The organism is Streptomyces sp. NPDC025833 (genome assembly GCF_055558055.1).
Map to the genome: position 1 here is coordinate 132854 of NZ_JBVHNF010000005.1, position 18933 is coordinate 151786.

The window sequence follows — 18933 nt, forward strand, 5'->3', positions numbered from 1 at the left end:
CCTACGAGACCGGCCTGCCGGCGTACATCCTGGCGATGACCGCCTCGATGTCCGGCTCCCGCACCGACAGGTCCAGCAGCGGGTAGCGGGCCGCCAGGTGCGCGACGACCGGCGCCGCCGACTGCCCCGCCGGGAACGCCAGCCACTGCCGCGGCCCCTCCACCCGCACCACCCGCGCCAGCGGCACCTCCACCGGCGGCAACTCCCGCTCCAGGTCCACCACCAGCATCCGCTCGCTCCCCCCGGCCTCGTGCAGAGCCGCCAGCGAACCGTCGTGCACCAGCCGCCCGTGGTCGATCACCATCACCCGCTTGCACAACTGCTCGATGTCCTGGAGGTCGTGCGTCGTCAGCAGCACCGTCGTACCCCGCTCCGCGTTCAGCTCACGCAGGAACTCCCGCACCCTGGCCTTCGACACCACGTCGAGCCCGATGGTCGGCTCGTCCAGGTACAGCACCTCCGGATCGTGCAGCAGCGCCGCCGCGATGTCCCCCCGCATCCGCTGCCCCAGCGAGAGCTGCCGCACCGGCGTGTCCAACAGGGCGCCCAGGTCCAGCAGTTCCACCAGCCGGTCCAGGTTCTCCCGGTAACGGGCGTCCGGGATGCGGTACATGCGGTGCGCCAGCCGGTAGGAGTCGAGCAGCGGCAGGTCCCACCACAGTGTGGTCCGCTGTCCGAACACCACCCCGATCCGGTGCGCCAGCCGCACCCGCTCCCGCGCCGGGTCGATGCCCGCCACCCGCAGCCGCCCGCCGCTCGGCGTCAGGATGCCGGTCAGCATCTTGATCGTGGTCGACTTCCCGGCGCCGTTCGGCCCGATGTACCCGACCATCTCCCCGCGGGCCACGCCGAACGAGAGCGAGTCCACCGCCCGCACCTCGCGCCGCTCCCGCCGCAGGAACCCCGTCCTGCGGCGCACCGCGAAGACCTTCTCGACGTTCTCCAGTGCGATGAACTCACCCACGCTAGCTCCCTGTGCTGCGGTACGAACGGAGTCCCGCCCGCCAGGCCAGCCCCGCCAGCGCGGCGGACCCCGCCGCCACCAGCGGCGGGGTCCACGCCAGCCACCCGGGCAGCGCCAGCGGGTACGGCCGCCCCAGCACCTGGGTGGCGGGCAGCCAGTTGACGAAGGCCAGCGGCAGCACGAAGGTCACCCCGCGCACCAGTTCCTTGCCGAACACCGTCGGCGGGTACTGCAACAGCGTCGTACCGCCGTAGGTGAATGCGTTCTGCACCTCCGAGGCGTCCTGCGCCACGAACTGGAACGCCGCGCCCGCCACGAACACCGCGCAGAAGATCACGCAGCCGCTCAGCAACGTCACCGGCATCAGCAGCAGCCGGCCCGCCGTCCAGTCGACGTCCACCCGGGCCAGCGACCAGCCCAGCACCAGTGACCCCTGCGTGACGCGGCCCAGCCGGCGCAGCGCGAACCGGTCGGCCGCCACCTGCGCCAGCACGGGCGCCGGCCGCACCAGCAGCGTGTCCAGCGTGCCGTCCCGCACCCGCCGGCCCAGCCGGTCCATCGACCCGATCAGCAGGTCCGCCAGCCCGAAGGAGACCGCGGACAGCCCGTACAGGAACGCCACCTCGGGCAGCGTGTACCCGCCCAGCGCGTCCACTCGGGAGAACATCAGCATGATCGCGGCGAAGTCGAGGAAGGTCGCCGCGAAGTTCCCGAACGTGGTCATGATGAACGAGGCGCGGTAGGCCATCGTCGAGCGCACCCACGCCCCCGCGACCAGCCGGTACGTCCGCAGCCCCGCGGCCGGCCGGCCGGCCCGCGCCGCCGGTGCCGGCGCTCCGCCCTCAGCCACCCTGCACCACCACCCGGCGGGTGGCCGCCGACTGCACCAGCCGCCCGGCGCCCAGCAGCACCACCGCCCAGGCCAGTTGGAAGAGACAGGTGGGGACCGGGTCGCCCTGCCCGAGCAGGATGTCCGCCGGCGCCTGGAGCAGCGACGACCACGGCAGCACCCGGACGATCTCGCCGAGCGCGCCCGGGAACACGTTCAGCGGCAGCAGCATCCCCGAGCAGAAGGTGCCCGCGAGCCACGCCATCTGCATCACGCCGGTGCCGTCCAGCAGCCAGAACGCGCTCAGCGCCAGCAGGTAGCGGATGCCGAAACCGACCAGCATCGCCAGGACGACGGCGACGCCGAAGGCCGCCCAGGTACCGGCGTCGGAGGGCAGGTACAGCGGGAAGAACAGCCAGCCGAACGCGAACGGGACCAGCCCGCGGCCCAGCAACTGGAAGAACGCCCGGCCCAGGTCCGCCGCCAGCCACCAGAGCTGGAGGTCGGCCGGCCGGTACAGGTCGACGACCACGTCCCCCGTGCGGATGCGCCCCATCAACTCGTCCTCGAAGCCGCCGCCCCCGATGGCCAGCGTCGACAGGAAGGCCTGCCCGAGCCAGACGTACGTCATGGCCTGCGCCTGGTCGTATCCACCGAGATGCGGCTTCTCGTCCCACAGGGCGCGGTACGTGTACACGAGGATCAGCCCGAAGACCGTGTTCGTGAAGACCCCTGCCGCAGTGGCCGCGCGGTAGGTCGCGTACCGTCTGAATCCCCCTGCCGCGACGGCCGCGTACAACCATCCCGCGCCCACGCCAGTCGACCTCCTCGGACCGCTCGACACCGAAGCGCAGGAGCCTAGTCCGGAGGCCGAGGGCCGGCCACGTGTTTTCCGGCCGGACCCATGCCGGAATCCGGGAACGGAACGCCGGGTGCGAGAGTCTTCAAGCAGGGGGAGCGCAGAAGCGTACGAGGCGTACGGGAACGTACGACGCGAAACAGGAGTCCGTGCACGACATGAGCGACGAGCCGCAGCCGCAGCAGCCGAACGAAGGCGTGGCGCCGGAAGAACCGCTGCCGGCTGAAGGGCCCGGGAACCCGGGGGGCCGCGAACAGACGGCCACCGATCGGTCCGCCGGCCCGCCCGGGCGCGCCCGGCGGGACCCCGGAGCCGACCGGGAGGGGAACGCCCGCCGCGACGCCACGCGCGGCACCGGCGAACGGGCCGGGGGAACCGGGCCGTCCGCCGGCGAGTCCGCCGCGGGCGGTCCGCGCACGGCCGGCCGGCCGTCCGGGGACGCCCGCACGGGCGCCGCCGGACGCGGCACCGGCCGGGCGGAGCCGACGGCACGGGACGACGCGGGCCCGGCGGGCGCCGCGCCCGCCGACGGGCCGCGACGGCCGGACCCGGCCGCCGGGGACCGTGCGGCCTCCGCCGCCCGCGACGCCCGCACGGACCGGAACGACCCCGCGGGCGCCCCGGCGTCCGCCGGCGGTCCGGCGGCCCCGTCCCGGGGCCCGTCGTCCGGCAACACCCGGCACCCCGGCCGTGGTTCGGCACCGCTGCGCGGTGGTGAGCCGGTGCGCGGTGGCGAGCCGGTGCCGGGCGGTGGCCCGGTGACCGACGGCCGCCCGGCGCGGGGTGGGGCTCCGGGCGCGGGCAAGGGCCCGGCGTCCGGGGGCGGTTCGGGCTCGGGTGACGGTCCTGCGTCCGGTCGTGGTCCGGGGGCGGGTCCGGCCAACGGCTTCGCGGCCGGTGGTGCTTCGGCGTCCGGCGGTGGCCAGGGTTCCGGCCGCGGTCCCGCGTCCGGTGGTGCCCAGGGCCCCGGTGGCGCCCAGGGATCCGGTGGTGCCCAGGGCCCCGGTGGCGCCCAGGGATCCGGTGACGGTCAGGGTTCCCGTGACGCCCAGGGCTCCGGTGACGGTCAGGGTTCCGGCAGGGTTCCCGGGGCCAGGAAGCCCGCCGACGTCCGGCCCCCGGCCGGTTCCGACGAGCCTCCGTCGGCCGAGAGCACCCAGGTGCTCCGGCGCATCACCCCGCCCAAGGGCCCGCAGAAGCCCCCGCGGGGATCCGCGTCCCCGGCGGGGACCGGCAAGGCGGGCCGCCAGGACCGGACCGGCCCCGCGGCCGGTGCCGCGTCGGGTGCCGCCGCCGCGGCCGGTGCCGGCAAGACCGCCGGCGCCGGGCCCGAGCAGGCGCCCGAGACCACCCAGGTGCTGCGGCGCATCGGTGCGCCCCGCTCGGGCGAGCCGGGCAAGACCCCCGGTTCCGGACCCGCGGCGGCCTCCCCGGCGGAGTCCGGCCCCACCGGCCGTACCCCCCGCGCCGACGGCCCGGACCGCGACGCCGGGGCCACCGGCTCCGCCGCCGACGCGCCCGGCAGGTCCGGCGCCGCCACCCCGAACTCCCCGGCCGCCGCCCGGGCCGCCCGCGCCGCCCGCGCGGCCGGCGCCGTCGCCGGCGCCGCCGGAGCGGCCGCGGCCGGTGCCCAGGCGGCCCAGGCCGGTTCCGGCGCCGGTGCCGCCGCCCAGGCGGGCAAGGCCGGTACCGGGGCCGGTGCCGCCGCCTCCCGGACCGGGACCGGTGCCACCGCGCGGCCGGGCACCGGACCGGGCGGAGGCCAGGGCGCCGGTGCGGACAAGACCACCGCCCTCGCCGCCGCCGAGTCCGCGACCGCCCAGGACGACGGCAAGGGCAAGGGCAAGAAGGCGAAGAAGGGCAAGCGGCCCAAGCGGACCGGCTGGCGGCGGCTCTTCCCGACCTGGCGCATGGTGCTCGGCACCTTCGTCATCGGCATATTGCTGATCGTCGGGATCCTCGTCCTCGGCTACTCCCTGGTGCAGATCCCGCCGGCCAACGCGTTCGCGACCAAGCAGAGCAACGTCTACCTCTACGCCGACGGCTCCCAGCTCGCCCGCGACACCCGGGACAGCGACGTCAACCGCGAGAACGTGAGCCTCGCCCAGGTCTCCAAGGCGGCCCAGCACGCCATCCTGGCCGCCGAGGACCGCGACTTCTACACCGAGTCCGCCGTCGACCCCAAGGCGATGCTCCGGGCCGGCTGGAACACCGCGACCGGCAAGGGCAAGCAGTCCGGCTCCACGATCACCCAGCAGTACGTCAAGAACTACTACCTGGCCCAGGAGCAGACGCTCACCCGCAAGGCCAAGGAGTTCTTCATCTCGATCAAGCTGGACCGGCAGAAGTCCAAGGACGAGATCCTGGAGGGCTACCTCAACACCAGCTTCTTCGGCCGCAACGCCTACGGCATACAGGCCGCCGCCCAGGCGTACTACGGCATCGACGCCACCGACCTCGACGCCCCCCGAGCCGCCTACCTCGCCGCGCTCGTCAACGCGCCCAGCGAGTACGACGTCGTGGCCCACCCGGAGAACAGGCGGGCGGCCCTCGCCCGCTGGAACTACGTCCTGGACGGCATGGTCAAGAAGGGCTGGCTCGGCGAGTCCGAGCGGGCCGGGCTGAAGTTCCCGACGCCGAAGGAGCAGACGGTCTCCGCCGGCATGTCCGGCCAGCGCGGCTACCTGGTGGACGCGGTCAAGCACTACCTGACCAGCAACGACATCATCGACGCCGACCACCTCGCGGCCGGCGGCTACCGCATCACCACCACCATCCAGAAGGACCGGCAGGACGCCTTCGTCAAGGCGGTCGACGACCAGCTCATGTCCAAGCTGGACAAGAAGAACCGCAAGGCCGACACCTACGTCCGGGCCGGCGGAGCCTCCGTCGACCCCAGGACCGGCAAGGTCGTCGCGATGTACGGCGGCATCGACTACGTGAAGCAGTACACCAACGGCGCGACCCGCGGTGACTTCCAGGTCGGCTCGACGTTCAAGCCGTTCGTGTTCACCTCCGCGGTGGAGAACGGCTCGACCACCCAGGACGGCCGGACGATCACCCCGAACACCATCTACGACGGCACCAACAAGCGCCTCGTCCAGGGCTGGAGCGGCTCGCCGTACAGCCCGGAGAACGAGGACCAGCGCTCGTACGGGCCCATCACCGTCCGCAAGGCCACCGACCTGTCGGTGAACTCGGTCTACGCGCAGATGGCCTCCGACGTCGGCCCCGAGAAGGTCAAGCAGACCGCGGTCGCCCTCGGCATCCCCGAGGACACCCCGGACCTCTACCCGTCCCCCTCCATCGCGCTCGGCACCGCCAACGCCAGCGTCCTGGAGATGGCCGAGGCCTACGCCACGCTCGCCAACCACGGCAAGCACGGCACGTACTCCCTGGTCGAGAAGATCACCAAGGACGGCACGGACGCGATCCGGCTGCCCGAGCAGTCCGTCAAGCAGGCCGTCAGCCGGGAGGCCGCCGACACCACCACCTCCGTCCTGCGGAGCGTGGTCCAGAGCGGCACCGCCATGGCCGCGCAGGCCGCCGGCCGCCCGGCCGCCGGCAAGACCGGCACCGCCGAGAGCGACACCGCCGCCTGGTTCGCCGGCTACACCCCCGACCTGGCCACCGTCGTCTCCGTCATGGGCCAGGACCCGGAGACCGCCAAGCACATGCCGCTCTACAACGCCCTCGGCGCGGCCCGCATGAACGGTGGCGGTCCGCCCACCGAGATCTGGGCCCAGTACACGCGCGACGCGCTGAAGGGCAAGCCGGCCGCCGACTTCGACCTCCGGCTCGAAGAGGGCGCCGACCAGGTCCAGGAACCGCCCGCCACCGGCAGCCCCGAGCCCGGCACCGACGCCGGTCAGGACGACGGCGGCACCACCACCGACGGCGGCCAGGACACCGGCGGCGCGACCGCCAGCCCGACCACCGGCGGCACCCCCACCACCGGCGGGACCCCCGGCACCACCGGCTCCACCACCACCACCGGCGGCGGGGGCACACCGACCACCGACGGCGGCACGACCACCTCCACGGGCGGCACGACCACGGACGGCGGCTCCACCACCACCACCGGCGGCGGGGGCACACCGACCACCGACGGCGGCACCACCGCCTCCACCGGCGGCGACCCGGGCGGCGGCCAGACGGCCACCGGCGGCGGCACCCCGAGCGGCGGTACCGACGCCGGCGGCGCCACCGGCACGCCCGGGGGACCCGGGGGCGGCCCCGGCGCCTGACGCGGCCGACGCGACGGATCAGTGACCGCTGGTCGCCTTCAGCCCCACGACGGCGACCAGCAGCAGGCACACGAAGAAGATCCGGGCGGCGGTGACCGGCTCACCCAGCACCACCATGCCGAGCACCGCCGCACCGGCCGCGCCGATGCCCACCCAGACGCCGTAGGCCGTACCGATGGGCAGGGACTTGGCGGCGTAGGACAGCAGGACCATGCTGGCGACGATGCCGGCACCGGTGAACAGACTCGGGACCAGCCGGGTGAAACCCTCGCTGTACTTCATCCCGATCGACCAGCCCACTTCCAGCAGACCGGCGACGACAAGCAGAACCCAGGCCATGACAGGCACCTCCGAGACGTGACGACTCTTCTCCGGGGTGCGTCGTCTTTGCCTTCGACCCGGTACGGCGCGTCTCGTCGGGTTCCTTCCGAACATAGCAAAAGCACGGCGGAGGGGGCCGGTGACCATCGTCACCGGCCCCCTCCGCCGTCGTCGTCGCGGCTACGACCCGCGCGTCAGAGGTACAGCCCCGTGGAGTCCTCCGACCCCTCGAACCGGTCCGCGGCCACGGCGTGCAGATCACGCTCGCGCATCAGCACGTAGGCCACGCCCCGCACCTCGACCTCCGCCCGGTCCTCCGGGTCGAACAGGACCCGGTCGCCGGGCTCCACCGTCCGTACGTTCTGCCCGACCGCGACGACCGCGGCCCAGGCCAGCCGCCGCCCGACCGCCGCGGTGGCGGGGATCAGGATGCCGCCCCCCGACCGCCGCTCGCCCTCACCGGTCTCCTGCCGCACGAGGACCCGGTCGTGCAGCATCCGGATGGGCAGCTTGTCGTGGTGCGGGGTGCTGTGCTCGTTTCTGTTGGCGCTCACGCTGTGAACCTACCTGTCCCGGTCAGTCCCGGCGCCGCCGGGCCCCGAGGGCGAGCAGCCCCACGACCCCCACGACCACCAGCGCGACGGGCACGACGCGCTCCAGCCGCGGCGCGCCCTCGTCGTCCACGAAGCGGGCCCGGACATCGCTCACCACCCGGTTGACCTGCACGTAAGCGCGTCCGACCGTGTGATCGACGTTCGCGACGACCTTGGCCTTCGCATCGCCGACGATGGTCTTCGGGTGCACCCGCACCCCGATCTCGTCGAGTGTCTCGGCCAGCACTTCGCGGCGGCGCTTGATGTCCGCCTCGATCTGCGCCGGGGTTCTGGTGTCCGACGTGTCCGCCACCGTACGGCCTCCGAAGTCTGCTGATGCTGTTCCGGACAGTCTGTCAGCTCATCGCCGCACCGCACCGCAAGGCCCCCCGGTTACGCTGGCCCGATGAGCGAGCGACTCCAGCCCGGGGACGTGGCCCCGGCCTTCACCCTCCCCGACGCCGACGGCAACGAGGTGTCCCTGTCGGACCACGAGGGCCGCAAGGTCATCGTCTACTTCTACCCGGCCGCCCTGACCCCGGGCTGCACCAAGCAGGCCTGCGACTTCACCGACAACCTGGAGGTCCTTGCCTCCGCCGGCTACGACGTCATCGGCATCTCGCCGGACGCGCCGGAGAAGCTCGCCAGGTTCCGCGAGAAGGAGTCCCTGAAGGTCACCCTCCTCGCCGACCCCGACAAGAAGGTCACCGAGGCCTACGGCGCCTACGGCGAGAAGAAGAACTACGGCAAGACCTACCTGGGCGTAATCCGCTCCACGGTCGTCGTCGACGAGGACGGCAAGGTCGAGCGGGCCCTGTACAACGTCCGGGCGACGGGCCACGTAGCCAAGATCATCAAGGACCTGGGCATCTGACCGGCCCCACCGCCCACCCACGGCCCGCCCCGGCGACCCCGGGCGCGGGCCGTCGCCCTGCCCGCCGGGCGTGACGGTCCGGCCACCGGTTCGTTACTCCGTACGGGCTGCGAACGCACGCCCGTAGCGGAGGGGGAGCGATGGGCGCGTACCCGAGGGAACGGCTGGAGGAGGCGGCACGCGGGGCCCGGACACTGTCCGAGGCCCTGCGCCGCCTGGGAGCGGACCCGCACGGCCCGACACGCCGGTACGTGCGCGGCCGGATGCGCACACTCGGAGTGGACGTCTCCCACTTCGAGCGGGAGGGGGTGCGGTGGACGCGGGAGGTGCTGGAACCGGTCGTCGCGGCGTCCAGGAGTGTCAGCGAGGTCGTACGCCGGCTCGGGCTCGATCCGGTCGGGGGCCACCAGGCGCACATCGCCCGGCGGATCAAGGCGTACGGACTCGACACCTCGCACTTCGAGGCCGTGGTCCGCAGCGAACGGTCGAAGGACGGCCGACGCCGCCGGACCGCCGCGGAGATCCTCGTCGCGGACGGGTCGGCCCACGTTCCGCGGATCCCGAGCCGTCGGCTCAAGAGGGCCATGGCCGAGCTGGGCGTGGTGGAGCGCTGTGCGCTGTGCGGCACCGAGCCGGTGTGGCTCGGCGAACGGCTGCCCCTGGAGGTCGACCACATCGACGGCGACTGGCGGAACAACCGCATCGAGAACCTGCGGCTCCTCTGCCCCAACTGTCACTCGACAACGGACACCTACCGAGGACGGGGCACGCGGCGCAAGCGGGTGGGCGCCGAATGAGCGGTGGTCCGCGGTACACACGTGAACGGCTGGCTCTGGCCGCCGCGCAGTGCTCGAACCTGGACGACGTGATCGCCTTCTTCGGTGTCCGGCCGTACGGCCCCTTGCGGGGGTACCTCTTGAAGCGCTTCGCCCACTTCGGTATCGACGTCTCGCACTTCTCGCCCGTCGGCAGGCGCCCACGCCCCCTGCGTGACGAGTTGCAGGCGGCGGTTCGTGAGTCGGCATCCATGGCCGAGGTCCTGCGCCGTCTGCACCGTCCCGAGAACGGTGGTCAGCGTGTGATGCTCCGCAAATGGATCGCCGACTACGGCCTCGACACGGCCCACTTCCTGGGACAGGGCCACCAGCGAGGCAAACGGGGCACGACGGCCAAGCGGCCGGAGGAGGTCCTGGTCCGGCACGACGGCGGGCACCGGACCGCGACCAGGATCCTCCGCCGTGCCCTGCGCGAGGCGGGCGTGCCGGAGCGGTGCGACCGCTGCGCTGTCGGCCCTGAGTGGCTCGGCAAACCCATGACGTTGGAGATCGACCACGTCAACGGGGACTGGCGCGACAACAGACGGGAGAACCTCCGGCTGCTCTGCCCCAACTGCCACGCGATCACCAGCACCTGGTGCCGAGGAGGGCGGCGAACGGCTCGTGGATCCCAGTAGAGTAGGCACGGCTGAGGGCCCGTACCCCAGCTGGCCAAGAGGGCGCCGGTTTAGGTCCGGTGTGTCGTGGGTTCGAGTCCCACCGGGCCCACAGGCGGAAGAGGCCCCGCACCTACGATGCGTAGGTGCGGGGCCTCTCCTCGTGTCTCAGCCCAGCAGCTCCCGCACCACCGGCACCAGCGCCCGGAACGCCTTGCCCCGGTGGCTGATCGCGTTCTTCTCCTCGGGGCTCAGCTCGGCGCACGTGCGGGTGTCGTTCTCCGGCTGGAGGACCGGGTCGTAGCCGAAGCCGTTCGTGCCGGCGGGGGCGCGCCGCAGGCTGCCGCGGAGCTGTCCCTCCACCACCCGCTCCGTGCCGTCCGGCAGGGCGAGCGCCGCCGCGCAGGCGAAGTGGGCGGCGCGGTGCTCGTCGGCGATGTCGGAGAGCTGGGCGAGCAGCAGGTCGAGGTTGGCCGCGTCGTCGCCGTGCCGGCCGGCCCAGCGGGCGGAGAAGATCCCCGGGGCGCCGCCGAGGACGTCGACGCAGAGGCCCGAGTCGTCGGCGACGGCGGGCAGGCCGGTGGCCCGGGCCAGGGCGTGGGCCTTCAGCAGGGCGTTCTCGGCGAAGGTGACGCCGGTCTCCTTGACGTCGGGGACCTCGGGGAAGGCGTCGGCGCCGATGAGTTCGTGCGGCAGTCCGGCCTCGGCGAGGATCGCCCTCAGCTCGGTGATCTTTCCGGCGTTGCGGGTGGCGAGGATCAAGCGGGTCATGCCCGCCAGTATCGCGCGCCGCCCGGTCACGGCTCCGCCCGGCCCGCGCCGTCCAGGGTGCTCAGGTCGACGGCCGCGGCCATGGCGCGGTAGCCCAGGTCGCTGGGGTGCAGGTGGTCGCCGGAGTCGTACTCGGGACGCAGGCGGCGCGGGTCGTACGGGTCGGCGAGGGCCCGGTCGAAGTCGGCGACCGCGTCGTACACGCCGCCGGCCCGGATCTCCGCGTTGATCCGCTGCCGCACGGCCTCCCGGGCCGGGGTGTGGCCGCGGTGGCCCCCGAAGGGCATCAGGGTGGCGCCGACGGCCGTCAGACCGCGGGCGTGCGCCCGGCGGACCAGGGTGCGCAGGCCGGCGACGACGCGGTCGGGGTCGGCGAGGCGCGGGTTGCGCAGGATGTCGTTGACGCCGAGGGCGATGACGACGGTCCTGGCGTGCGGGCGGGCGAGGACGTCGCGGCCGAAGCGGTCGATGCCGTTCTGGTTCTCGGGGGGCCGGCCGGGTCCGCCGGTGAGGACCTGGTTGCCGCTGATGCCCTCGTTGACGACGCTGTAGCGCGGCAGTCGCTCGCCGTCCGCCAGGGCGCGGCGCAGCCGGGCGGAGAGGATGTCGGGCCAGCGGCGGTCGGTGCCGGGGGTGGAGGTGACGCCGTCGGTGAGGGAGTCGCCGAGGGCGACGACGGTGCCGGTGGCCTCGCGGCTGAGGACGTCGAGGGCGGTCAGGTAGCGCCAGTACGGGGTCCGTCCGGTGTAGGGGGCGCCGCTGGTGTCCTCGGTGCGGTCGCCGTTCGCGACGTACGACGTCTGCCGGGCGTGCGGGTGGTAGGTGACGGGGCCGGAGGGGGTGGGGGAGTAGGTGGTGACCAGGACGTCGCTGTCGTGCGGGACGGTCACGGGCACGGCGTCGCTGACGGCCTGGCCGCCGGCCGGTATGACGACGCCGGTGCCGCCGCCGAAGGTGAGGCGCCGCATGGTCCGCGCGTCGGCCGCGGCGGTGCCGTCGCCCGCGGCCAGGGCGAGGCTGGCATGGGTGAGGGTGAGCGGGGAGCGGCCGTAGAGATTGGACAGTGTGACGCGGGCACTCGTGCCACCGGTGCCGGCGTGCACCACGTTGCGCACCGAGTGGCCCGCGAGGCCGGCCGTCCCGGTGCCGGGTTCGCCTCCCACGGGGGCGGTGGCCCAGGCGCCGACCCAGGTGCCGGCGGTGGTGCCGTGGTGCGGGCGGTCGTCGGCGGGGCGGCCGCGGGGGGTGCCGTCGTCGGCGGCGACGGCGGCGTAGATGGCGGCGCTGAGCGCCACGACCAGCGCGGTCAGGGCGCTCAGGACGGCATAACCGCGACGCTTGGCCATGCTTGTGTTGTTCTCCTCGGAGACGGGAGCCCGAGGCTCCGATCAGGCGGGCCGGTGCTTCGTCAGGGACCGGGCAGGACTGACAGGACCCTGTCACTTCTCTCGCCCGGACAGACGCCGGGAACTCCTGTTCTGTTCCGGGAGTCGGTCGGGAAGGGACAATTGTGGGCGGGATCACCGAACGGGTGGAGCTGATGGAACCTACCGAGACGGGCACACCGGCGCGGGCCGTGTCGTACCGGACCATGACGGCGTTCACGCCGGCCGACGAGGAGCGCCGGCGCGGGGTGCGGCGCATGAAGCTCACGGCGACGGGCCTGCTGCTGTTCGTGGCGGTGGTCTACGTCCTGGCCAAGCTGGCCGCGCACGAGGGCGCCGGGCCCTGGGCGGACTACGTGGCCGCGGCGTCCGAGGCCGGCATGGTCGGCGCGCTCGCCGACTGGTTCGCCGTCACCGCGCTGTTCCGGCACCCGCTGGGGCTGCCCATCCCGCACACCGCGATCATCCCCACCAAGAAGGACCAGCTCGGCGTCTCGCTGGGGGAGTTCGTGGGGGAGAACTTCCTGTCGGAGGCCGTGGTGCGGGAGCGGCTGCGCGCCGTCGGCATCGGCAGCCGGCTCGGCGCCTGGCTGGCGGAGCCGGAGCACGCGGACCGGGTGACGGCGGAGCTGGCCACCGCGCTGCGCGGCGCGCTGACGGTGCTGCGCGACTCGGACGTGCAGGCGGTCGTCGGCGAGGCGATCACGCGGCGGGCCAACGCCCGGGAGATCGCCCCGGGGATCGGCAAGATGCTGGAGAAGATCGTCGCCGACGGCGGGCACCGGCGGGCGGTGGACCTGGTGGTGGCGCGTGCGCACGACTGGCTGGTGCTGCACCGGGACGACGTGATGGGGGCCGTGGAGGGCGGCGCGCCCGGCTGGACCCCGCGGTTCGTGGACCGGAAGGTCGGTGAGCGGGTCTACAAGGAGCTGCTGCGCTTCGTCACGGAGATGCGGGACATGCCCTCGCACCCGGCGCGCGGCGCGCTGGACCGCTTCCTCACCGACTTCGCCTCCGACCTCCAGTCCGACACGGAGACGCGGGCGCGGGTCGAGCGGCTCAAGGGCGAGGTGCTGGGCCGGGGCGAGGTGCAGGACCTGATCGCGTCCGCGTGGACGGCCGTACGGTCGATGATCGTGGCGGCCGCCGAGGACGAGCGCAGCCAGTTGCGGCAGCGGGTGCGGGCCGCGTTGTTGTCGCTGGGCTCGCGGATGGCGACGGAGCCGAAGATGCAGGGCAAGGTCGACAACTGGGTGGAGGGTGCGGCGGTGCACGTCGTGACGACGTACCGCGCGGAGATCACCTCGCTGATCACGGAGACCGTGGCGGGCTGGGACGCCGAGCACACCACCCGCAAGATCGAGGCGCACATCGGCCGGGACCTCCAGTTCATCCGGATCAACGGCACGGTGGTGGGCTCCCTGGCGGGCCTGCTGATCTACGCGCTGTCCCGGGGGCTGGGGGCCTGACGGACGCCGGTCGGGCCGTGTCGGGCTGCCGGGCCGCCCGGGCGGGCGTCTGGCGGGGGCCGCGCCGGGGCGGAGGCGGCCGGCCGTCGAGTGCCGGTGAAGTGGGTGATCGGCCGGGTGGGGGAGCCCCGGTCGGCCGCTCGGGGCGGGCCGGGGGTCCGTCCGTCTATTTCGACCGGGCCCGGGCACCCGATATCCGTCCTTCAGCGAGGAGGGGTGCCCATGAGCACAGCCGAGGCCGCGACCGGCCGGACCATCACCACCGACATTCCCGCCCGGCTCGACCGGCTGCCCTGGTCACGCTGGCACTGGACGATCGTCATCGGCCTGGGCACCGTGTGGATCCTGGACGGCCTGGAGGTCACGGTCGTCGGCAACATCGCGAGCCGGCTGTCGGAGCCCGGCAGCGGCCTGTCGATCTCCTCGGGCCAGGTCACCGGTGTCGCCGCGGCCCTGTACGTGGCGGGCGCCTGCCTGGGAGCCCTGTTCTGGGGCCGTCTGACGGACCGTTGGGGCCGCAAGCGGCTCTTCATGGTCACGCTGGCGGTGTACCTCGCCGCGACGGCGCTGACGGCCGTCTCCTGGGAGGCCTGGTGGTTCTTCCTGTTCCGCTTCCTGACCGGCTTCGGCATCGGCGGTGAGTACGCGGCCATCAACTCGGCGATCGACGAGCTGATCCCGGCGAACTACCGCGGCCGGGTCGACCTGATGATCAACGGCAGTTTCTGGCTGGGCGCGGTCGGCGGTTCGCTGCTGTCGATCGTCGCGCTGGACACGAGCCTGCTGGCCGCGAACCTCGGCTGGCGGCTGACGTTCGCCCTCGGCGCCGTCCTCGCGCTGGTCATCCTGCTCGTACGGCGGCACGTCCCCGAAAGCCCGCGGTGGCTGCTGATCCACGGCCGGGACGCGGAGGCGGAGGAGATCGTCTCGGACATCGAGCGGCAGGTCGAGGCCGAGAAGGGCGAGCGGCTGCCGGAGCCGCACGGCGAGCTGGAGATCCACCAGCGCGAGAGCGTGACGTTCATGGAGATCGCCCGCACGGTCTTCGGCCGGTACCGCAAGCGCGCGGCCCTCGGCTTCTCCCTCTTCATCGGCCAGGCGTTCCTCTACAACGCGATCACCTTCGGCTTCGGCGCGATCCTCACCAAGTTCTACGACGTGCCCGCCGACCACACCGGTTACTACTTCGCGGTGATCGCCGTCGGCAACTTCTTCGGTCCGCTGCTGCTGGGCAAGCTGTTCGACACGGTCGGCCGGCGGGTGATGATCTCCGGGACGTACCTGCTCTCGGGTGTCCTGCTGTTCGGCACGGCGTGGCTGTTCGACCGCGGGTCGCTGGGCGCGGGCACGCTGACCGCCTGCTGGTGCGCGGTGCTGTTCTTCGCCTCGGCGGGCGCCTCCAGCGCCTACCTCACGGTGTCGGAGATCTTCCCGATGGAGACCAGGGCGATGTCCATCGCCTTCTTCTACGCCCTCGGCACGGCGGCCGGCGGCATCAGCGGCCCGCTGCTCTTCGCCGACCTCACGAGCACCGGCAAGGTGGGGGACACGGTCCTCGCCTTCTGCGTCGGCGCGACGCTGATGTGCGCAGCCGGCCTGGTCGCGGCGTTCCTGGCGGTACGGGCGGAGCGCCGCTCCCTGGAGGACATCGCCCGTCCGCTGTCCGCGGTGGCCGACCGGGCCGGGACGGCGAAGCGGAACGCGTCCCACGGCTCCGGCCCGACGGCACCCCCGGCGGCGAGCGCGCCCTGACCGGGCCGGCGCCGGACCCGCGGGTCCCCGGCGGTGCGTGAGGTTCCCGGCGGCCGGGCCCCGGTGGTGCGAGAGGCCACCGGGGCCCGGCCCGTCAGGCTCCGGTGGTGGAGCCGGGCCGGACGATCATCAGGACCGTGACGGCGGCCCAGAGCAGGTTGAACAGCCCGGTGGACATCGCGAGCCGGGCGGCCACCGCACCCGTGCCGCCGCCTTCGACGAGCGCGCCCTGCGCGGGCAGCACCAGCGCGACGAGGATCAGGGCGGCGAGGGCGGTCAGCACGATCGAGGCGATCAGCCAGCCGCTGCCGAGCACACCCATCCGGCTCGCGGTGGCGAACCCGAACACCGGGACGACGACGCCGACGACGGCGTACACCCGGCAGATCCGGTGCAGCAGCCGCAGCGTCACGACGGCCCCGGTGTCACCGGAAGCCGCCCCGGCCGGGCCCGGACCGCCGGGCCCGGCCGGGGCGAGGCGGGCGGCGGCGAGCCGGGCGGCGGGCGGGAACATGCTGGCGGCGACGGCGACGGGGCCGACGGCGAGGACGGCGGCGATCACGTGCACGGCGAGGAGGAACTTGGTCACGCGAGGACGCTAGGGCCGGCGGAGCACCCGGGACAGTGGCGTGATTGCCAGCCCTCAACGGATCCTCGCCACCACGTCCGACCTGGCACGGAAACCGGCTCCCACGGCTCACCCGCAGTGGGTGGGCGTTGGCGAGGACTCCTCGTACGGCTAGGTTCCTGCCATGCACACCGTGGCCGTACTGGCGCTGGACGGCGTCATCCCGTTCGACCTCTCCGCCCCCGTCGACACCTTCGGCCGGGCCCGGCTGCCCGACGGCCGGGAGCCGTACCGGGTGCGGGTGTGCTCGGTGCGGGAGGAGGTGAGCGCCGGCGCCTTCGCGGTACGGGCGCCGTACGGCCTGGAGGCGCTGGCCGAGGCCGACACGATCATCCTGCCGGGGGTCGCGGAGCCGCCCGGCACGCTGCCCCCGGGGGTCGCCGAGGCGCTCCGCGCGGCGGCGGCGAACGGCACCCGCATCGCCTCGGTCTGCGTGGGCGCGTTCCTGTTCGCGGCGACGGGCCTGCTGGACGGTTCGCGCGCGACGACGCACTGGGTCGCGGCCGGCCGGCTGGCGGAGCTGTACCCGGAGGTGACCGTCGACCCGGACGTCCTGTACGTCGACAACGGCCAGTTCCTGACGTCGGCGGGCGCGGCGGCGGCGCTGGACATGTGCCTGCACATGATCCGCCGGGACTTCGGCTCGGCGGTCGCCGCGCACGCGGCCCGGCTGTCCGTGATGCCGCTGGAACGGGATGGCGGCCAGGCCCAGTTCATCGTCCGCGACCTGCCCCCGGCCCCGGCCGGTACGGTCCTGGAGCCGCTGCTGCACTGGCTGGAGGACCACTGCGACCGCGACCTCACACTGGACGAGATCGCGGCGGAGGCCGGCACGAGCACCCGTACCCTCAACCGCCGCTTCCGCGACCAGACCGGCACGACACCGCTCCAGTGGCTGCACCGGGCGCGGGTGCGGCGGGCCCAGCACCTGCTGGAGACGACGGACCACCCGGTGGAACGCATCGCCGCGCAGACCGGTTTCGGCTCGCCGACGGCCTTCCGGGAACGGTTCCGGCGGGTGGCGGGCACCAGCCCGCAGGCCTACCGCAAGGCGTTCCGGCAGGACGCCGTGAGCCCCGCCGGAACCGGCCGCTGACCCCCTCCGCGCTCTGCGGCAGCCGCGTCCGGCCAGGCGCGGGCAGGCTCGGTACGACACGGGTGCGCGGGCAGGGCTGGTACGACACGGACCGAACCGTTCACATGGGTTACGGCACAGCCGGAGCCGGTCAAGCGCGGTACGACGTGGGCGGAGCCGGTCAGGCGGCCTTGCGGTCGGCGACGGCCCAGGAGGCGAGGGCGACGGCGCCCGCGACACCGAGGACGGACGGCCAGGCGCCGACCTTCTTGGCGAGCGGGTGGGACCCGGCGAAGGCGGCCACGTACGCGGCGCTCAGCGCGCCCGCCGCCTTCCCGCCGGCCCGCGCACGCCACTGCTGCGCCGCCGCCGCACCCGCGACGGCCAGGACGGCACCGCCCAGCTCGCGCTTCTTCGTCCAACGGGCGACGCCGTAGCCGCCGACGAGCCCGGTAGCGGCGACGACCGCGCTGGGAACCCTGGCCATGAGTGCCTCCTTGTATCCGTCGTATCCGTCTGTCGTCCCTTATGTCTGCCCCGAGGCTACGCGCGACGCCGGGGATCACCCAGACCTGAGTCTGAGCTTGTCAACTTTTTGGCCGCGGGCGCGTGCACGGCCCCGGCGCGCCGATGGACGCCTACCGGTCCGGAGACGAGTTCCTCGTCCACTTCGACCTGCCCGGCGTCGACCCCGAGACGGTCGAGCTGGACGTCGAGCGCAACGTGCTCACCATCCGCGCCGAACGCCGCGGCCCCGCCCCCGAGGACGCACAGGTGCTGGTCGCCGAACGGCCGACGGGCACCTTCACCCGTCAGCTGTTCCTGGGCGACACCCTCGACACGGAGCGCATCGACGCGTCGTACGAGGCCGGCGTCCTGACCCTGCGCATCCCCGTGGCCGAACAGGCCAAGCCCCGCCGCATCCGGATCAGCGGCGGCGACGGCGACCGCGGGCAGCTCACCGGCTGACGCCGCCCCCATCGCCGCACCACGGACGCGTCCCGGGTCCACCCGGACCCGGGACGCGGCCGTCCGCTGCCCGCGGCCAGGGCGCCCGCCACCCGCGGACGGGGAGGACACGACCCCCCCGGGGGGCACCACGCGTCGCATGACACCACATGCCGCACATTGGCCGAACTCCCGCCCATGCACACCCCATTACGGGGTACCGGGCTTCCGGTGCCCCGAAGCGTCCCACAGGAGGACCGACCAGATGACCGTGACGACCCCGCAGCAGAGAACGACCATCCCCGCCCCGGCCCCGTCGTTGCGGCCCCCCACCCACGGCGCGGCCGAGGACACCGGCTGGCCGGAGCTGACCGAGGCGGTGCGCGAGGCGGGCCGCTACCCGACGAGCGCGGAGGCGGAACGCGTCACCCGCACCGTCCTCACCGCCCTGGGCAGCCACGTCACCGGCGACGAGCGGGTGGCCGTCGCCCAGGCGCTGCCCCGCGAGGCCGGCCGGCTGATCGCGTCCCAGATCCCGGCGACCCACCCGCTGACGGCCCGTGAGTTCGTCGACTCGGTGGCCGCCCGCATCGAGGGCTCGACCCCGGCGACGGCCCGCTGGGACGTCAGCTCGGTCCTCAGCGTCCTGTCGACCCACCTGGGCGAAGCCCTCACCACCAACCTCCTCGCCCAACTCCCCCCGGGCTACGCCCTCCTGTTCGGCAGGGCGGAACTGGCGACGGCGGCATAACACGCACACCGGCCCGGGCGCCGCCTCGACGGGGG

Annotated in this window: 18 protein-coding genes, 1 tRNA gene, 1 pseudogene and 1 riboswitch; of the genes and pseudogenes, 10 read left to right on the forward strand and 10 right to left on the reverse strand. The window is 73.7% G+C overall.

The genetic code is table 11. The features are described from left to right. Nucleotide 1: 1 nt before the first annotated feature. Genes ACZ4K2_RS10100 through ACZ4K2_RS10110 form a run of 3 tightly spaced genes read right to left on the reverse strand, consistent with a single transcriptional unit; the run spans nt 2 to nt 2607 of the window. Nucleotides 2–964 carry an ABC transporter ATP-binding protein gene (locus ACZ4K2_RS10100; RefSeq protein WP_467471474.1) on the reverse strand — a complete coding sequence of 321 codons (963 nt, stop codon included), beginning with the start codon at nt 962–964 and terminating at the stop codon, nt 2–4. A 1-nt stretch (nt 965) separates the two neighbouring features. Then, nucleotides 966–1814 carry an ABC transporter permease gene (locus ACZ4K2_RS10105; RefSeq protein WP_467471476.1) on the reverse strand — a complete coding sequence of 283 codons (849 nt, stop codon included), beginning with the start codon at nt 1812–1814 and terminating at the stop codon, nt 966–968. Then, the gene (locus tag ACZ4K2_RS10110) at nt 1807–2607 is read right to left on the reverse strand and encodes an ABC transporter permease (protein ID WP_467471478.1); all 801 of its coding nucleotides are present in this window, start codon (nt 2605–2607) and stop codon (nt 1807–1809) included. Before ACZ4K2_RS10110 ends, ACZ4K2_RS10105 begins: the two co-directional genes overlap by 8 nt. Nucleotides 2608–3812: 1205 nt before the next feature. Here ACZ4K2_RS10110 and ACZ4K2_RS10115 point away from each other — a divergent pair. Beyond that, nucleotides 3813–6899 carry a transglycosylase domain-containing protein gene (locus ACZ4K2_RS10115; RefSeq protein WP_467471480.1) on the forward strand — a complete coding sequence of 1029 codons (3087 nt, stop codon included), beginning with the start codon at nt 3813–3815 and terminating at the stop codon, nt 6897–6899. Nucleotides 6900–6917: 18 nt separating this feature from the next. On the opposite strand, the gene ACZ4K2_RS10120 is transcribed toward ACZ4K2_RS10115, so the two are convergent. The 3 genes from ACZ4K2_RS10120 to ACZ4K2_RS10130 all read right to left on the reverse strand — a co-directional run bounded on the left by ACZ4K2_RS10120 (nt 6918) and on the right by ACZ4K2_RS10130 (nt 8126). Then, complete coding sequence (locus tag ACZ4K2_RS10120; protein ID WP_225810301.1) at nt 6918–7238, reverse strand: DMT family transporter; 321 nt, start codon at nt 7236–7238, stop codon at nt 6918–6920. Between the two features lie 36 nt (nt 7239–7274). After that, nucleotides 7275–7337, reverse strand: a riboswitch (guanidine-III (ykkC-III) riboswitch). Between the two features lie 77 nt (nt 7338–7414). Continuing rightward, nucleotides 7415–7774, reverse strand: a complete 360-nt coding sequence (locus ACZ4K2_RS10125) for a GroES family chaperonin (RefSeq protein ID WP_201830343.1) — start codon at nt 7772–7774, stop codon at nt 7415–7417. Nucleotides 7775–7796: 22 nt separating this feature from the next. After that, the gene (locus ACZ4K2_RS10130; RefSeq protein ID WP_467471485.1) at nt 7797–8126 is read right to left on the reverse strand and encodes a DUF3618 domain-containing protein; all 330 of its coding nucleotides are present in this window, start codon (nt 8124–8126) and stop codon (nt 7797–7799) included. Between the two features lie 93 nt (nt 8127–8219). Between ACZ4K2_RS10130 and bcp the strand changes: the two genes are divergently transcribed. The 4 genes from bcp to ACZ4K2_RS10150 all read left to right on the forward strand — a co-directional run bounded on the left by bcp (nt 8220) and on the right by ACZ4K2_RS10150 (nt 10231). Further along, nucleotides 8220–8687, forward strand: a complete 468-nt coding sequence (bcp, locus tag ACZ4K2_RS10135; protein WP_467471487.1) for a thioredoxin-dependent thiol peroxidase — start codon at nt 8220–8222, stop codon at nt 8685–8687. Nucleotides 8688–8827: 140 nt separating this feature from the next. Continuing rightward, nucleotides 8828–9484 (forward strand): HNH endonuclease signature motif containing protein, encoded by a 657-nt coding sequence (locus tag ACZ4K2_RS10140; protein WP_467471489.1) that lies wholly within the window; start codon nt 8828–8830, stop codon nt 9482–9484. After that, nucleotides 9481–10140 (forward strand): HNH endonuclease signature motif containing protein, encoded by a 660-nt coding sequence (locus tag ACZ4K2_RS10145; RefSeq protein ID WP_467471491.1) that lies wholly within the window; start codon nt 9481–9483, stop codon nt 10138–10140. The genes ACZ4K2_RS10140 and ACZ4K2_RS10145 overlap by 4 nt, the downstream gene beginning before the upstream one ends. A gap of 15 nt (nt 10141–10155) precedes the next feature. Further along, a tRNA-Leu gene (locus ACZ4K2_RS10150) sits at nt 10156–10231 on the forward strand. A 56-nt stretch (nt 10232–10287) separates the two neighbouring features. Here the strand turns inward: ACZ4K2_RS10150 and rdgB are convergent. After that, nucleotides 10288–10890, reverse strand: coding sequence for an RdgB/HAM1 family non-canonical purine NTP pyrophosphatase (rdgB, locus tag ACZ4K2_RS10155; protein WP_467471493.1), 603 nt, complete (start codon nt 10888–10890; stop codon nt 10288–10290). Nucleotides 10891–10916: 26 nt separating this feature from the next. Beyond that, nucleotides 10917–12236, reverse strand: a complete 1320-nt coding sequence (locus tag ACZ4K2_RS10160; protein WP_467471495.1) for an SGNH/GDSL hydrolase family protein — start codon at nt 12234–12236, stop codon at nt 10917–10919. Between the two features lie 194 nt (nt 12237–12430). On the opposite strand from ACZ4K2_RS10160, the gene ACZ4K2_RS10165 reads away from it, so the two are divergent. Together ACZ4K2_RS10165 and ACZ4K2_RS10170 are read left to right on the forward strand one after the other, a co-directional pair. Next, entirely contained in the window at nt 12431–13744 is a 1314-nt protein-coding gene (locus tag ACZ4K2_RS10165; protein WP_467471498.1) for a DUF445 domain-containing protein, read from the forward strand. A 222-nt stretch (nt 13745–13966) separates the two neighbouring features. Further along, nucleotides 13967–15496 (forward strand): MFS transporter, encoded by a 1530-nt coding sequence (locus tag ACZ4K2_RS10170; RefSeq protein WP_467471500.1) that lies wholly within the window; start codon nt 13967–13969, stop codon nt 15494–15496. Nucleotides 15497–15590: 94 nt separating this feature from the next. On the opposite strand, the gene ACZ4K2_RS10175 is transcribed toward ACZ4K2_RS10170, so the two are convergent. Further along, nucleotides 15591–16085: a hypothetical protein gene (locus tag ACZ4K2_RS10175; protein ID WP_467471503.1), complete on the reverse strand. Its 495-nt coding sequence runs from the start codon at nt 16083–16085 to the stop codon at nt 15591–15593. A 163-nt stretch (nt 16086–16248) separates the two neighbouring features. On the opposite strand from ACZ4K2_RS10175, the gene ACZ4K2_RS10180 reads away from it, so the two are divergent. Further along, complete coding sequence (locus tag ACZ4K2_RS10180; RefSeq protein WP_467471506.1) at nt 16249–17220, forward strand: GlxA family transcriptional regulator; 972 nt, start codon at nt 16249–16251, stop codon at nt 17218–17220. Nucleotides 17221–17380: 160 nt separating this feature from the next. On the opposite strand, the gene ACZ4K2_RS10185 is transcribed toward ACZ4K2_RS10180, so the two are convergent. Continuing rightward, nucleotides 17381–17686 carry a hypothetical protein gene (locus ACZ4K2_RS10185; protein ID WP_467471509.1) on the reverse strand — a complete coding sequence of 102 codons (306 nt, stop codon included), beginning with the start codon at nt 17684–17686 and terminating at the stop codon, nt 17381–17383. A gap of 140 nt (nt 17687–17826) precedes the next feature. Between ACZ4K2_RS10185 and ACZ4K2_RS10190 the strand changes: the two are divergent. Both ACZ4K2_RS10190 and ACZ4K2_RS10195 read left to right on the forward strand, forming a co-directional pair. Next, nucleotides 17827–18168 (forward strand): annotated as a pseudogene (locus tag ACZ4K2_RS10190) (Hsp20/alpha crystallin family protein); the annotation flags it as partial. Nucleotides 18169–18412: 244 nt separating this feature from the next. After that, nucleotides 18413–18898 (forward strand): DUF2267 domain-containing protein, encoded by a 486-nt coding sequence (locus tag ACZ4K2_RS10195; protein ID WP_467471512.1) that lies wholly within the window; start codon nt 18413–18415, stop codon nt 18896–18898. Nucleotides 18899–18933 lie beyond the last annotated feature (35 nt).

What these genes read in the sequence shown, in the direction of transcription:
- ACZ4K2_RS10170 (WP_467471500.1), top strand. Translation starts at nt 13,967, where the DNA reads ATGAGCACAGCCGAGGCCGCGACCGGCCGGACCATCACCACCGACATT.
- ACZ4K2_RS10120 (WP_225810301.1), bottom strand. Translation starts at nt 7,238, where the DNA reads ATGGCCTGGGTTCTGCTTGTCGTCGCCGGTCTGCTGGAAGTGGGCTGG.
- ACZ4K2_RS10185 (WP_467471509.1), bottom strand. Translation starts at nt 17,686, where the DNA reads ATGGCCAGGGTTCCCAGCGCGGTCGTCGCCGCTACCGGGCTCGTCGGC.
- ACZ4K2_RS10165 (WP_467471498.1), top strand. Translation starts at nt 12,431, where the DNA reads ATGGAACCTACCGAGACGGGCACACCGGCGCGGGCCGTGTCGTACCGG.
- ACZ4K2_RS10180 (WP_467471506.1), top strand. Translation starts at nt 16,249, where the DNA reads ATGCACACCGTGGCCGTACTGGCGCTGGACGGCGTCATCCCGTTCGAC.
- ACZ4K2_RS10195 (WP_467471512.1), top strand. Translation starts at nt 18,413, where the DNA reads ATGACCGTGACGACCCCGCAGCAGAGAACGACCATCCCCGCCCCGGCC.
- ACZ4K2_RS10145 (WP_467471491.1), top strand. Translation starts at nt 9,481, where the DNA reads ATGAGCGGTGGTCCGCGGTACACACGTGAACGGCTGGCTCTGGCCGCC.
- ACZ4K2_RS10160 (WP_467471495.1), bottom strand. Translation starts at nt 12,236, where the DNA reads ATGGCCAAGCGTCGCGGTTATGCCGTCCTGAGCGCCCTGACCGCGCTG.
- ACZ4K2_RS10140 (WP_467471489.1), top strand. Translation starts at nt 8,828, where the DNA reads ATGGGCGCGTACCCGAGGGAACGGCTGGAGGAGGCGGCACGCGGGGCC.
- rdgB (WP_467471493.1), bottom strand. Translation starts at nt 10,890, where the DNA reads ATGACCCGCTTGATCCTCGCCACCCGCAACGCCGGAAAGATCACCGAG.
- bcp (WP_467471487.1), top strand. Translation starts at nt 8,220, where the DNA reads ATGAGCGAGCGACTCCAGCCCGGGGACGTGGCCCCGGCCTTCACCCTC.